The organism is Bacillus sp. JJ864, from assembly GCF_036963045.1.
Classification (GTDB): domain Bacteria; phylum Bacillota; class Bacilli; order Bacillales; family Bacillaceae_G; genus Bacillus_A; species Bacillus_A pseudomycoides_C.
Genome location: NZ_JBALLY010000028.1, coordinates 1 through 13875, shown reverse-complemented (window position 1 = coordinate 13875; position 13875 = coordinate 1). Strand labels below are relative to the sequence as shown.

Annotated in this window: 15 protein-coding genes; 7 read left to right on the top strand and 8 right to left on the bottom strand. The window is 35.5% G+C overall.

Going from position 1 to position 13875, the window contains the following annotated elements:
- The coding region (locus V7024_RS05460; RefSeq protein ID WP_335516716.1) for an SMC family ATPase at positions 1-2708 on the top strand (2708 nt) is incomplete at its 5' end.
- Between the two features lie 424 nt (positions 2709-3132).
- Here the strand turns inward: V7024_RS05460 and V7024_RS05455 are convergent.
- From V7024_RS05455 to V7024_RS05445, 3 genes are all read right to left on the bottom strand, one after another.
- On the bottom strand, positions 3133-3432 hold the full coding sequence (locus V7024_RS05455) for a hypothetical protein (protein ID WP_438824439.1): 300 nt from the start codon (positions 3430-3432) through the stop codon (positions 3133-3135).
- A gap of 194 nt (positions 3433-3626) precedes the next feature.
- Positions 3627-4148 carry a transposase gene (locus V7024_RS05450; RefSeq protein ID WP_098919188.1) on the bottom strand — a complete coding sequence of 174 codons (522 nt, stop codon included), beginning with the start codon at positions 4146-4148 and terminating at the stop codon, positions 3627-3629.
- Between the two features lie 40 nt (positions 4149-4188).
- Positions 4189-4743 (bottom strand): GNAT family N-acetyltransferase, encoded by a 555-nt coding sequence (locus V7024_RS05445; RefSeq protein ID WP_098919189.1) that lies wholly within the window; start codon positions 4741-4743, stop codon positions 4189-4191.
- A 400-nt stretch (positions 4744-5143) separates the two neighbouring features.
- Between V7024_RS05445 and V7024_RS05440 the strand changes: the two genes are divergently transcribed.
- The 6 genes from V7024_RS05440 to V7024_RS05415 all read left to right on the top strand — a co-directional run bounded on the left by V7024_RS05440 (position 5144) and on the right by V7024_RS05415 (position 9219).
- Complete coding sequence (locus V7024_RS05440) at positions 5144-5680, top strand: DinB family protein (RefSeq protein ID WP_335516710.1); 537 nt, start codon at positions 5144-5146, stop codon at positions 5678-5680.
- Positions 5681-5948: 268 nt separating this feature from the next.
- Entirely contained in the window at positions 5949-7001 is a 1053-nt protein-coding gene (locus V7024_RS05435; RefSeq protein WP_335516718.1) for a metallophosphoesterase, read from the top strand.
- Between the two features lie 138 nt (positions 7002-7139).
- Positions 7140-7715, top strand: a complete 576-nt coding sequence (locus tag V7024_RS05430; RefSeq protein ID WP_335516707.1) for a MarR family winged helix-turn-helix transcriptional regulator — start codon at positions 7140-7142, stop codon at positions 7713-7715.
- Positions 7712-8008 carry a hypothetical protein gene (locus tag V7024_RS05425; protein ID WP_335516704.1) on the top strand — a complete coding sequence of 99 codons (297 nt, stop codon included), beginning with the start codon at positions 7712-7714 and terminating at the stop codon, positions 8006-8008. Before V7024_RS05430 ends, V7024_RS05425 begins: the two co-directional genes overlap by 4 nt.
- Positions 8009-8145: 137 nt before the next feature.
- Positions 8146-8778, top strand: coding sequence for a YdbC family protein (locus V7024_RS05420; RefSeq protein ID WP_335516701.1), 633 nt, complete (start codon positions 8146-8148; stop codon positions 8776-8778).
- A 33-nt stretch (positions 8779-8811) separates the two neighbouring features.
- Complete coding sequence (locus tag V7024_RS05415; RefSeq protein WP_335516699.1) at positions 8812-9219, top strand: NUDIX hydrolase; 408 nt, start codon at positions 8812-8814, stop codon at positions 9217-9219.
- Between the two features lie 59 nt (positions 9220-9278).
- Here the strand turns inward: V7024_RS05415 and V7024_RS05410 are convergent, their stop codons facing one another.
- From V7024_RS05410 to V7024_RS05390, 5 genes are all read right to left on the bottom strand, one after another.
- The gene (locus V7024_RS05410) at positions 9279-10979 is read right to left on the bottom strand and encodes a pyruvate oxidase (RefSeq protein ID WP_335516696.1); all 1701 of its coding nucleotides are present in this window, start codon (positions 10977-10979) and stop codon (positions 9279-9281) included.
- A gap of 82 nt (positions 10980-11061) precedes the next feature.
- Complete coding sequence (locus tag V7024_RS05405; RefSeq protein ID WP_335516693.1) at positions 11062-11799, bottom strand: ZIP family metal transporter; 738 nt, start codon at positions 11797-11799, stop codon at positions 11062-11064.
- Between the two features lie 289 nt (positions 11800-12088).
- Positions 12089-12274, bottom strand: a complete 186-nt coding sequence (locus tag V7024_RS05400) for a cold-shock protein (protein ID WP_020061359.1) — start codon at positions 12272-12274, stop codon at positions 12089-12091.
- An 87-nt stretch (positions 12275-12361) separates the two neighbouring features.
- Positions 12362-12565, bottom strand: coding sequence for a cold-shock protein CspD (gene cspD, locus V7024_RS05395; RefSeq protein ID WP_335516690.1), 204 nt, complete (start codon positions 12563-12565; stop codon positions 12362-12364).
- Between the two features lie 274 nt (positions 12566-12839).
- Positions 12840-13592 carry a class I SAM-dependent methyltransferase gene (locus V7024_RS05390; RefSeq protein WP_335516687.1) on the bottom strand — a complete coding sequence of 251 codons (753 nt, stop codon included), beginning with the start codon at positions 13590-13592 and terminating at the stop codon, positions 12840-12842.
- Positions 13593-13875: the final 283 nt, after the last annotated feature.

Below are 13875 nucleotides of genomic sequence, written 5' to 3'. Positions count from 1 at the left end.
GCTTCCATGTGACGGATGTAAACAAAAAAGTGGAAGATTTAATTGGTCTTAGTAAACATCAATTTAGTCAAATTGTGATGCTCCCACAAGGTGAATTTCGTAAACTGTTAACATCTGAAACAGAAAATAAAGAGGAAATTTTACGCCGCATTTTTAAAACAGATCGATACAAATTAATGAGAGAGTTATTAGATCAAAAGCGTAAAGAATGGAAAGATGTTCTGCAAGAAAAGCAAAAAGAACGCGAATTGTACTTTCGTAACGTTTTCAAGCTTCCTGTGCGAGATGGTGCACAGCTTGAAATATTAGCAAATCAAGAACACGTGAATACACATCAAGTAGTAGAGGCGCTTCAACAAGAAATGGATTTTTATGAAAAACAAGCAAAGCAATTAGAACAACAAGAATCCATGCAGTTAAAGCAATTAAAAGAAGCTGAAACAGGTTATCATGAAGCGAAAGCTTTGAATGATAGATTACAAGATTTGCAAACAAAACAAAATCGTTATGATTCATTAGGGCAGGAACGTTCTTCTATTGAAATGAAAGAACAACAATTTAAACAAGCCGAGCAAGCAAACCGATTATTACCATTTGAACAATGGTATGATGAAGCAGTGCAAAGCGCAGAGCAAGCTGAGCAATATATGAAGCAAATGGCTGGCAAACAAGAACAACTAGTACTAGCTTATGAACGTGCAGAGCAGCAGTACAAACAAGAAAAAAACAATGAAACGGTCCGTGAAGATACGAAGCGAAACATTCAAATGTTAGAAGAATTAAAAGAAGTAATTGCAACATTTGCTGATAAAAAAATAAAATTAGCGTCGTCAGAAAAACAAATGGAGCAATTTAAGCGTGAGATAAGTAAATTAGAGGAGCAGCAAGAACTCGGTAGTGCACAAAAACAACAGCTTGCCAGTAAGCTAAAACAGATGGAACAAGCACTTGAGCAATATATAACAAAAGCAGAGCAGTTAAGCCGTATGCGTGAAGATGCAAAAGTATTAAAAGATACTTACCAAGTGTGGCAAGAAGTGCAAAAGTATGAGAAGGAAAGAAAGGTTACCTTCGAACAGGTGAGTGCTGCTCAGCAAGCGTATGAAACTTTGGAGAAATCATGGTTAAGCGAACAAGCTGGTCAGTTAGCGATTCATTTACATGATGGTAAACCTTGCCCAGTTTGCGGCAGTACTGCTCACCCGAATAAAGCGACTGAACAAGTATTGTCTGTTGATGAAGAACAGTTAAATAACCTTCGTGAACAAAAAGTGCAAGCTGAAAAGCAATTTGTTCAAATAGAAGAAAAATGTAATTTTTATAAAAGGCAATATGAAGAATTATGTAAAGAAGTGCAGAGTCGCGGGTACTCTGTATCAGAGTTAGGAAATGTGTATCAAACATTAATCGAGCAAGGAAAACAATTAGCTGCAGAAGTAAACGAATTAAAAGCGACTGAAGAGGAACGCAAACAACTATCACCGCAGCTGCAAAAGCTAGATGAACAATTAGATAAATTGCAGGGTGCTAAACGTGAAGTAGAAGAAAAATTGCATCGCTCTGAAATGGAATTGATTCAACTGCGAACAGCGTATGAAAATGACAAAGAAAAAATTCCAGCAGAGATGCAAACATTAGAAGCGTGGCAACAAGCGTATGAAACGAAAGCTTCTTTACTTCACAGTCTGCAAGAAGCATGGCAAAGAGCGCAAGATGAATTTCAGCGTTGCACGAATGAAAAAATTCGCGTGGAAGAAGTATATAAACAAGCGCAGCAACAATTTACACAAAGAACAGAGAAAAAAGAAGAACAGTATGTACGTTTCATGAAAGAACTTGAAGCAAGCGGCTTTGCAAGTCAGCAAGCATATACTGAGGCTAAATTATCTGACGCAGAGCGAACAAGCTTGCAACAACACATTCAATCGTATTACGGGGCGCTTGAAGTTTTAACGAAACAAATTGAAGAATTATCAGAGGCGCTCCGTGGAAAAGAATGGACAGAGTTAACAGAGCTAGTAGAACAGTTAAAAGAATTAGAAATTCAGCTTGATATTATAAAAGAACAACGTCAGCGTGCGAACAGTGCCAATGAATATATTTCTGATCTGCATGAAAATATTCGACGCATTGATGAACAAGTACATGAAGAAGAAACAGCATTCCAAGAGCTCGTTGATTTATATGAAGTGATGAAGGGTGACAACGAAAGCCGCATTTCATTTGAACGATACATTTTAATAGAATATTTAGAGCAAATTGTTCAAGTAGCCAATGAACGACTTCGTAAACTATCAAACGGTCAGTTTTACTTAAAACGAAGTGAACGTGTCGAAAAACGAAATCGTCAAAGCGGTTTAGGATTAGATGTATATGATGCTTATACAGGACAAACACGTGACGTGAAAACATTATCCGGCGGCGAAAAATTTAACGCATCGCTTTGCCTAGCACTCGGTATGGCTGATATCATCCAATCATACGAAGGCGGTATTTCAATTGAAACAATGTTCATTGACGAAGGCTTCGGTTCATTAGACGAAGAATCATTAACGAAAGCAGTAGATGCTTTAATTGATCTTCAAAAATCAGGTCGCTTTATCGGTGTAATTTCACACGTACAAGAATTGAAGAGTGCAATGCCAGCAGTACTGGAAGTAATGAAGCAGAAAGATGGATGTAGTAAGACGAGGTTTGTGGTGAAATAGATTTAAGCATCTGATATTAATCAGTAGTCACAATTCTGGCCACATTTTTTCAAATACTTTTTTAAATTTTTCTGCTACAGATTTTTGCATATCTGGAACGGCATGAACTTATGTCTCGAGCGTCGTGTTTATTTGTGAATGACCGAATTTCAGAAATAAGTTTTATATTCACGTTTAGATTTTTGAATAAAAACATGGTAGCATATGTATATCTGAGATCATGAAATCTAATTATAGGTAATTCTAATTTTTCAGTTACATGATGAAAAGATCTTCGTATGCTACGTGGTTCTAACAGATTTTCGTATTTGGAAGGAAGAAATAACGGCATTTATACATCTCAAAGAGCAAGTATTAGACGATATGGTCGTGGCTTTAGTATATGCGTAAATAAAACCGCCTGTTAGGGCGGTTTCTTTTTGCGTTATTTCCTTAAAGCTTTACGTTTTCTTATTTTTTCTTTAATGTATACTACGTTTTTTATACCTAGACGAATTGAAGCGATGATAAGGTAAATTATTACAAGGGAGTAGATTACAATCCAAATCGTATAAATATATGTATCTTGGAATCCATTTTCAGCAAGCCAGTGAGTGACTAGCATTCCACCGAAGTAAGCTGGAATCATTAGCAAGCCTACGTCTTTTGGGTCGGTTGCAAGATAAATCATAAAAAATAGAAAAGCAAGGGCTCCTATTGTGTTTATATCATCAAAAATCAGCATTGAAAATCACCTTTCTTAAACCAGTATGCCTTTATTCATTATACCAAAAAACGGTAATTTCCTTCAAATAAATAGAACGATTTATTCAGCGTTCTATCAGGTGGATTATATTGAATATGAAAGTCACAGTTTTCATTTTAAAACGGATAGAGAAATAGAGGTAATCATACATGTAAGGTGGCTAATGTTTAACGTTAATCAAAGCTATTTTTAGGTATGAAAGAAATAATACTTATTACTAATGCAATCAGAAATATTGGTAGTAATATATATAGCGTTACCTTAGTTATGTATGAGTCATAATGAAATAGGTACCAAAACATAGGCATGTCCCAATAAGAAACTTTTAAAACCGCCACGGTATTTTCTCTCGATGTTTCATTTAGCGTTGTACCTATAACTTTTCCGTATACAGTAAATTCTCCGATATAAGCTCGATCATCAACATGATGGAATGGTGTGTCACCTTCAAGTTCAATATCCGTAGATTTTACATTAGGGTATGTGTCTTTAATTTTTTCCTTTAATATAGCTAAATCACTCTTACTTATTTTTTGAGGCGCTCCCGTAGTGGTTTGTGCGTATACGTGTAATTTTATATCATCTTTTTGAATGGCAGTTCTACCTACTATTCTATTAGGAGAAAATATAAGAAATATAACGTGAAGAATAAAAAACATTATATACACTTTAGAGTATTTTTTTAACTTATTCAAATTGAATCTCTCCATAAAAAGTAATAGGATTAAGTAAATTTCATTTAGGAAAATATAACGCTTGGAATTCGTCTTTCGTAATTCCAAAATAGATTTCATCATAGAATGTTCCATTTGTATAAATCATATTTCTTAAGCGACCTTCCTCAACAAATTGCAGTTTTCGATGAAGGTTTATAGAAGCCATATTAAATGAATATACGTGAATAGTTGCTTTTTGGTATCTAAGTTCGAAAAAGTAATGTTTTAGTATCGTTATAATCATATCTTTCGCATATCCTTTTCCTCTATGAGAAGGGAATACAGATATGCCGTAATCGAATGTCCCGTTTTTAGAATCGCAATTACTGACGTCAATCGTCCCGATTATGTTTTTATTGTGATCTTCGGCAATCCAATAAAAATCATCACAGTTAGGGGAAGAACCTTTTGAGATGTCAGCCATCCACTCTTCGATATGTTCTTTCGTGCGTGGGAAAGCAATGGAGTCGAGGTTTTTGAGTATTTCATCATCTAAGTCTTCAAATAAATGAATATCTTCTTTTCGGGGTGCCCTTAATCGTACCTTTTTACCGCTCCAATATGATACTTTCATTATTTTTACCTCACTTTCTAACTATATCTTTAAGGTGAATTATACCATTTATGTAGTTTTATGTATATCGGATAAAAAAGAAAAAGGACCTGCGTCCGAAACAGGTCCTTTCGATAGATAATGAAACTCGTTAGGAGCTCACTTATTATGTTAGCAGTTGATAGTAGAGGCGTCTATAGGTTAAGGGTTGAGAAAGTTTTTTGTAGAGTGATTGAATTTCAAGATTAGAAGCGGAGAATGCCCAACGTACTCAATGAATCTGTTTTAATTTTACAATATATAAATCACTCAATTATTCAACTTATTGATAGGGTAAATTACTTTTTCTTTTAGAATTTTAATTTTTCGGATTAATATGATAATATTTTATGATAAAGCTAAAATAAAAAGGGTGGTAAAAATGCAAAAGAGACCGGAAGCAAATGAATATAATCCGTATTATTCAACGTATATAAACTTATTACCAGAGGGCGATATTTTACACATTTTAGAAGAACAAATGAAAGAGACAAACCTCTTATTGAAAGATATTTCTGATCGTGAGGGAGTTTTTCGGTACGCTCCTAATAAATGGAGCATAAAAGAAGTAATCGGTCATATTGCGGATACTGAACGGATTATGGCATATCGACTTCTTTCGATAGCGAGAGGCGAGACGGCGTCACTTCTTGGATATAATGATGATATGTATGTACTTAGAGCAGCATTTGATAAGCAATCTATGCAAAATCTTCTTGCGAACTTAATGGTTGTTCGTCAATCAACTGTGCATTTACTTAAAAGTTTAGATGAAGAAGCTTGGTCACAAAGAGGGATTGCGAATAACTCTGAAGTCACTGTTCGGGCATTGGCATGCATTATTGCTGGTCATGAGCTTCATCATCGTAAAATTATAAAAGAACGTTATATGAGTTCTGTTGCTTATCCATCCAGTTGAAATATGAAATGAAAAAAGAGATTGATTCGTAAAAAATGATGAATTAATCTCTTTTTGTTTTGCAGCGTATTAGTGGAATTATAAAAGTTTTTGTGTCAAAATAAAATTCTTAACGGTTTAAAGGGATATTTGTTATATTAAGTGTAATTTGTTATATTGAGTGTAGTATGTAAATGTTTGTGATTAAAACTTGTAAAAGAGGAGGCATACTTTGAAAACGAGAAATGCAGTAAATATTTTTATTTTATTTGCTCTATATACGCTGTTAATGTTTTACATTGGCTGGAACGGCTGGGTTTGGATTCATACGACTTTTGGTATTCAATCTTGGGGATATTATGCGATTGTAGTTGGACTATTATCATACGCGTATATTCTAGATCGATTGATTACGTATGCTTCACCACTTAGAACAATTGGTTCTTATTGGTTTGCGGTTATCCAATATGCGGTCATACTCTTACCAATAGCGGATGTAGCCGTGTTTATTTTAAATTGGTTATCGTTTCCGAAAGAACAATCTATTTTTTGGACTGGAACGATCGTTCTCATTACTTTTGTTCTTATTTTTGTTTATGGAACATTTAATGCGTATAGTCCAATCGTTCGAAAATACGAGATTCATGTACCTGAAAAAGATAGTACCCGTAAGGCACTTCGAATTGCAATGGCTTCAGATATGCATTTCGGTAAGTTGTCTGGCTTGTCTCATTTGAAAAGATTGGTTCAGCATGTAAATCATATGAAACCGGATATTATACTTTTACCTGGAGATATTATTGATGATCATCCAGAGTATTTTATAAAAAAGAATATGGGACAAGTGATGAAGCAAATGCATGCCCCGCTTGGCGTATATGGGGTGTTAGGTAATCATGAATATTACGGCGGAGCGATTCCTGAATTTTTGCAAGAAATGAATAAGATTGATGTAAATATTTTATTAGATGAAGTTGTGAAAATTGAAGATTGGTTTTATATTGTAGGCAGAAGAGATAAGACGGACCGAGATCGGAAAAGTTTCGAGGAATTAATGAGCACTGTAGATAAAAGTCTTCCCGTCATCGCAATGGATCATCAGCCATTTGAGTTAAAGCAAGCTGAAGCAGCAGGTGTTGATGTATTACTGTCGGGACATACACATAGAGGGCAAATGGCACCGAATCATATCATTACAAGAAGAATGTATGAATTAGATTGGGGTTATGTACAGAGACATACATTTCATGCAATTGTTTCTTCTGGATTTGGTTTTTGGGGACCACCGTTAAGACTTGGCAGCCGATCAGAGATTATTGAAATCGAACTTACATTTGATTGAGTAGCAAGGGACAAGATACCTTTGCTACTTTTTTATTTAATAAGTAAAGCCGCTTTTAGTCACCATGTTGACATGTTTCTTGGTGGGGTGGTATTCTATATTAGTCAACATGCTGACTAATATAGAAGGGAGCTACATATGGATATAAATCTCTTAATGAAAGAACTGCATGCTATGCAGCAAAGTTATGCAACTTTATTTTCGGTTGTCAATAAGGTGCAAACCCGTGGGGATGAGTATTTAGAGGTATTAACTTCCCGGCAACACATGGCTCTTATTGCTATTGCACATTTGCCAATTGAAAGCACGACTCTTATTAATATTGCGAAAAAGTTAGGTACAACAAAGCAGACCGCTAATAAGTTAATTACAGGCCTTGTGAAAAAAGGATATGTTAAAACTGAGCCGAGTAAAATGGATAAACGTTCGATCAATATTGAGATTACTCCTGAAGGAAAAAAAGCGTTAATTGCTTGTTCCGAAAGGTCCACATATTTTTTAGCGGATATGTTTCATGATTTCACAACTGATGAAATTGAAACGTTTTGGAGATTATTACAAAAGCTCTATCGCTTCGATGGTGAAGAGCAAGATGGTTTTGAAGAAAAGGCAAATCTCGAAGTTGATGAGCAGATGCAGTTAAACTTAGATAACCATGAGGAAAAAGTCTTGGCAGAGTTTTCGAAACGCCGATATGGAGGGACGGAATTGTGAGTAAAGTTTATATTAGTAATATCTTTTATCAGAAAGCAAAAGATACTGAAAATAAGATTAAGGAAAAAGTCTATTATGTAAAGAATACGGTCCAGCAATCTATCTCTCAGGCAAAAGACAAGTTTCACCGTAACAAGAAACGAAACCGAATAGGCTATTGTGGATCAATTGCTACTGCAATACTTATCATGGTCGTTTCTTGGTTGACCGCAACAAATTGGCTATTTTGGATAGGTGTAGTAAGTATTTTAAGTAATGCTTTATTGTATAGTATAAGCTTTAATAAAAGATAATTTTGTGAGTAATAAAAAATGTATTTCTTTTTTGTAATTCTATTATTTCTAAAATTTTGATATTTCTATCAAATCCCTTTAAAATAAAAGTATTGGGTTTTAATGAAGCTTTTGCGGGAATTAAGGGGGAAATTTGTATGTTAATTAAATCTATTATTTGTAAAGTAAGCGACGAAAAAAAGGAATTATTTTCAGTTGCTCAAGAACAGTGGAGCGAGTTGAAGGTATTAGATGGTTTTTACGGACAAATCGGGGGATGGAATGAATCAGAAGCTTGTATAGTTAGTTTATGGGAAAATATGAAAATGTACCAAAGCTTTATGAATGAATCACACGATAAGATTTTTAATGATAACAACCAAGAGAGTACGTATACATCATGTGAAACAGAATTATTTCAATCTTTATTTGACATAACGGAGACTTCGTTTGTAGAAGCATTAGCACACAGTTCTTTTTTACGAGTAGCAATTTGTGATGTGAAACAAGAGAGTGAAAAGCAATTTTCACATATGCAAGAAACGGTTTGGAATCCAGGTTTGGCGAGAGCAGAAGGGATGATGGGCGGCGTTGTTGGAAGATCTCTTTCTTCTAATCGTTACATTGTTTTGTCATTATGGAAAGATGCGGATTCTCATAAGCAGTATGTGAAAGAAATATTTCCGCAATTACTCGATACAGCAAATCCATCTCAGCAAGTGTTACATATAGAAGGGAAGCAGACAACACTTGTTAGTTCTTGGGCTGTACTGCCTATTCATTGTATGTAGAATGTTAGCAATTTGTCTAAAGGAGGAGTAGGTATGCCTTATCCGAAACATATTGTAAGTGCTGCAACAGTCGTGTTAAACGATAAAAACGAAATTTTACTTTTAAAAGGTCCAAAGCGAGGCTGGGAGCTTCCCGGTGGTCAAGTGGAAGAAGGAGAAGCGATCCCAATAGGTGCCATTCGGGAAGCGAAAGAGGAAACTGGTATTGATATTGAAATCGTGAAATACTGCGGAGTGTATCAAAATGTTTCACAGTGTATATGTAATCATTTGTTCGTCGGTAAGCCAATTGGAGGACAATTTACAACAAGTAGTGAAAGTTTAGAAGTTGGGTATTTTTCAATTGAAGAAGCGCTTCAAATGGTAACATGGAAAAATTTCAAAGAGCGCATTTTACATTGTTTAGATGATGGGAATCAGCCATTTATGGTGAATTTTTAAGGTAATCAAGGATAAGACAGAGGTTATTAAAGTACACCTACTGCCTTATCCTTTTGGTTTTATAAAGGCGGTAAATCAATTTTTCCTTCTTCAAATAGTACTTTCAGCATGTGCCTTGTATAGCCGGCTGCTTGGGCAAACGTAATTTTTGCAGGCATTGGAGCTTCATTGACATCAACGAGTACGTCGATAATACATGGTCTGTTTTGTTTTACAGCTTGTTCGAAAGCAGGCATCAATTCTTCAGGTTTTTCAACGCGGTAACCGACTCCGCCGCAAATTTCAGCGTATTTCGCAAAATTTGGATTCGTAAGTTCTGTCCCAAACTCAACATTTCCCATTACTTCTTGTTCAAATTTAATCATAGCGATTTTATGGTTATTTAGTACGACTACAATGATTGGGAGATTATATTTTACAGCTGTTACAAAATCGTTCATCGTCATTCCGAATCCACCATCACCGCAAATGGCGAAAACTTGTTTACTCGGGTGAGCAATTTGTCCAGCAATTGCTCCAGGAAGACCACAACCAAGTGTTGCTAACCAGCTTGATAGAATAAAGCGTTGATTTGTCATACGAAAATGGCGTGCTGTCCAAACTGTTACATTACCTACATCTACTGATAATATTGCATCATCATGTGCAACTTGCTGCAGTGCGTGCATCACACTTTGTGGTTTAATGGGAACGGAGGTTTCGTTTTCTTGATCGTGCAATTTCTCTTCCCATTTTCTCATTAGTTCTTGATGGTGTTCTAAAAAAGAATGATCTGTGTGCTTTTTAATATTTTGTGTGAGCCATTTTAAAGTTTTAGCAGCATCACCAGCAAGTCCAATATCTGTTGGATAACGTTTGCCAATTTGCGCTGGATCTGTGTCGATATGAAGTGTTTTGGCCTTTTCTGGCAAGAAACCAGTGAATGGATAAGAGGTACCGACCATAATTAGTGTATCAGCGTGCTGCATTGCTTCGTATGCAGGTTTTGTCCCAATTAAACCTAACCCTCCAATGCAAAGTGGATGCTCATCTGGAATTACTCCTTTTGCTGGAAGTGTTAATACAATAGGCGCTCCAATATGTTCAGCAAAAGCAAGTAACGCTTCTTTTGCATCTCTTGCACCTTTTCCTGCTAGAATAACGGGCTTCTTTGCTTCATTTAATGCAGAAGTTGCTTTTTCTAAGTCATGCTGCTTTGGGAATAACTCTGGCATCGTAAAACCAGGTGTGGTAATCCGTGCATTGGCATCGACCTCAAATTTTTGAATGTCGTCTGGAATGGTAAGAACGGATACACCTTTTTTTGTATAAGCCATACGAATTGCTTGATTGACAACAGCAGGAAGTTGTTCCGCTGACATGATACGTTGGTTATAAACGGCGACGTCATCAAACATTCTTTCTAAATTTACTTCTTGAAAAAACCCAGTTCCAATTAAATCTGATTCGATCTGACCGGTTATTGCGAGGACAGGCGCTTGGTCTAATTTAGCATCGTATAATCCATTGAGTAGATGTATGGCACCTGGTCCGGCGATTGCCATACATACGCCGAGTTTTCCGGTTAATTTCGCATAAGAAGCAGCGGCTAAAGCACCAGCCTCTTCGTGACGCACTTGAATAAATTTAATTTTATCTTGTGCTTTACGAAGCGGTTCGATAATAGAGTTAATGGAATCGCCCGGCATGCCATATATGTGATCGACGCCCCATTCAATTAATAAATCAATCAGTACCTCACCAGCAGATTTTTTAAACACGGAATTTCCTCCTTACATATTGAGATACTATTATGTTTTGGAGAAAAAGGTGAAATATACAAATGGTAAGGGAAGATCTCTTTTAATGATGATTTATATAGGGCATGAAAACGATAATAAGTAAACACCCAACAACAGTCCAAGAAAGAAAAGAGAGTAATGATAGGTTCTGTTTTGCTTTCCAAAGCATTTCATGGATTGTTACATACCCTAAAGAACCGATGGCGCTTCCCATTATTAAGCCGGGTAAATGAATAGTTTTACTGTTAATGATCATACCAAGCGCAGTGCTTAAACCAAGAATGCTTGATAAAAAGAGGATGATTAAGATAAAAGGTATATATTTATGCTGCGTAAATAGGAAAGAGATAATTAAGGCAAGGCCTTCGGGAACATGATGAATAATAATGGCTAGTAAGAAAGAAAGAGTGGATTCATGATGCGTTGTAAAAGCAGTTCCTAACGCAAAACCGCTAGGTAGATTGTGAATAAAAATGGCAAAGGAAAGAAATAAAAAAGTTTGCCATGTTTGGTGATCGTTCTTATGTATCATAAACTGATGACAGTAGTGATCTATTAAACGCATCATTAAAATTCCAATGGTACTACCGAGGATGGGACCGATTATTTCATAACTCGAATATGTTTCTGGAATGATTTCAAATAGTAACAATCCAAGTAGAATACCCCCGCAAAGAGCGTATAAGCGAAATGTTTGTTCTTCCATTATTCGTCTTGTTGCAAGTCCGACAATTCCGCCCAATAGCAACCCGCCAAATGAAAAAAACGTAACAATTATCGGAAGCCAAATCCGGTCCATAACATCACACTCCATTTTTATCTCTCAATTTTAAGTAGTAACGTTCTTATTTCAAGGTTATGAAAAAAAGAATATAGTTGGGAGCTAGTTGCTGACACAGTGCTTGATTGGTTCAGTTAATAATTAGAGATGAGAAGAAAAGCGCAGCGATTAAAATGTTACTCTATAACAACTTATTATGATCAAGAAGAGGTTAGTCCCAAAATTGAAGAGGGGGAGTTATGGAGTCAAACTTGAAAGTATAAAAAAACCTTGCAGAGCATATTCTGCAAGGTGCTTACAAAAAAATTTACCCCAATCGAGGCAATAAACGTTCTCCGCTTTTCATTTCACTTCCACATAAAGGACATTTTGGGTGTTCTTCAAATGCAAAGTTTTTTCGCATCCACCCTAAGCACTCCTCTGACTCACATTCCCAAACTGGGATTTCTTCCGGTGCTACTTCTGCAACGTCGTTCTTTTTATTACGATACATGAGATCACTCCTTTTATGTGAAATAAGTGTTTATATAATTAAAAAGGTTGTTAACCGTTCGTGTTAACAACCTTTTTATTGTCTAAATTATAGCTTTACAACGTTTTTAGCTTGAGGTCCGCGGTTGCCTTCTTCAACTTCGAAGCTTACTTCTTGACCTTCGTCAAGAGATTTGAAACCATCGCCAGTAATAGCTGAGAAGTGAACGAATACGTCGCTTCCGTCTGCAACTTCGATGAATCCGAAACCTTTTTCGCTGTTAAACCATTTTACTTTACCTGTTAATGTCATGGTAATTGCCTCCTAAAAATAAAGAAAATAAATGTAATATGATCCGTCTTATTTCTAAAGAAAATAAAAATTCACATATTATCAAAAACCCATAAGGAACGCATATCATCCCTATTGATGCTTGATAATATGTGAAGTGGTTTTGTCTACATATCGTGTTCTATGGTTTCATTTTACAATGAAATGAGAAATATTGCAAGTGATGGTAACATTTTTGGTTTTACTCGCATACTGCCTCTCCATGCAGAGTGATTTAGCTTGGAGAGGCGATGAATTAAAAAGAAGCTACAATGTAAAAGCGATGTGCTTTTACTTCAATATATCCGTTTTGTTGAATGTGGTTATGGATATGAAGTAATTGCTCTTCATATTTTGATACCGAAAAATCAGGAATTTGCCATGAAATTGCTTTTAAATAATAGATAATGCTACCGATGTCGTAAAAGCGCTGGTTGGGAAAGCATTCTTGTTGTCTAAGGATTTGAAATCCGGATTGTTTCAGTTGTGAGGAGGCATATTGCAAATCCCAATAACTGTACTCACTTTCAGTATATGCATGAAGAAGGTGGTTTAATTCTAAATTATCTAATCCACCAACTTGTTGAGTAATAAAAATACCGTCTGGCTTTAAAATTCTTTTTACTTCTGTTTCGCAATATGATTCATGTTTGTTAATAATCAAATCAAATTGATCGTTTGCAAATGGTAAATGTGTATCATCTTCGATTGTATGAACAGATACACCTAAAGGTTCTAGTTTGGCTTTTGCCAAAGCGATATTGGGAGCATATCCTTCTGTTGCTGCAGTTCTAGCAGGAAGAGGGGTTAGTAAAGATAAAAACTCACCGCCACCAGTTCCCATATCAAGCATGTTATCAACACAATGCATATATTGTAATACGATTGATGAATAGCTCCACGGAAGTGGTTCTGCACTTAGTCTTCCAGTATCTGCAATGAATGAGAAATTCCATCCTTGAAAAGGTTGATTAGCTTGTTTAACAAAATGGTAAAAAGTATCCTTCATGGTTATTCCTCCTAAGTTATATTTTATAGTTTGAATATAAGAGGAGGTCCACGACATGCATTACAGTTACTATATGTCTGTTACATAGTGATACATATGTATATTTCCTTTCTAAATAAAATACTGTATGAATTATTTTAAACTATTATCACGGGATAGTAAATGAAAAATAAGAAAAATCAAATTATTCGGTGTTTTTCGAATGGAGAAATAATATTATGAATTAAATAGCTGTTGTACATGGAGAATTAAGATGAAAGTTTTATTAAAAAAATAAAAAAAT

Coding starts and splice junctions, on each gene's coding strand:
- V7024_RS05415 (WP_335516699.1), top strand. CDS start 8,812: ATGCCTTATCCGAAACATATTGTAAGTGCTGCAACAGTCGTGTTAAAC.
- V7024_RS05420 (WP_335516701.1), top strand. CDS start 8,146: ATGTTAATTAAATCTATTATTTGTAAAGTAAGCGACGAAAAAAAGGAA.
- V7024_RS05400 (WP_020061359.1), bottom strand. CDS start 12,274: ATGTATCGTAATAAAAAGAACGACGTTGCAGAAGTAGCACCGGAAGAA.
- V7024_RS05445 (WP_098919189.1), bottom strand. CDS start 4,743: ATGAAAGTATCATATTGGAGCGGTAAAAAGGTACGATTAAGGGCACCC.
- V7024_RS05440 (WP_335516710.1), top strand. CDS start 5,144: ATGCAAAAGAGACCGGAAGCAAATGAATATAATCCGTATTATTCAACG.
- V7024_RS05405 (WP_335516693.1), bottom strand. CDS start 11,799: ATGGACCGGATTTGGCTTCCGATAATTGTTACGTTTTTTTCATTTGGC.
- V7024_RS05435 (WP_335516718.1), top strand. CDS start 5,949: ATGTTTTACATTGGCTGGAACGGCTGGGTTTGGATTCATACGACTTTT.
- V7024_RS05390 (WP_335516687.1), bottom strand. CDS start 13,592: ATGAAGGATACTTTTTACCATTTTGTTAAACAAGCTAATCAACCTTTT.
- cspD (WP_335516690.1), bottom strand. CDS start 12,565: ATGACATTAACAGGTAAAGTAAAATGGTTTAACAGCGAAAAAGGTTTC.
- V7024_RS05455 (WP_438824439.1), bottom strand. CDS start 3,432: ATGCTGATTTTTGATGATATAAACACAATAGGAGCCCTTGCTTTTCTA.
- V7024_RS05430 (WP_335516707.1), top strand. CDS start 7,140: ATGGATATAAATCTCTTAATGAAAGAACTGCATGCTATGCAGCAAAGT.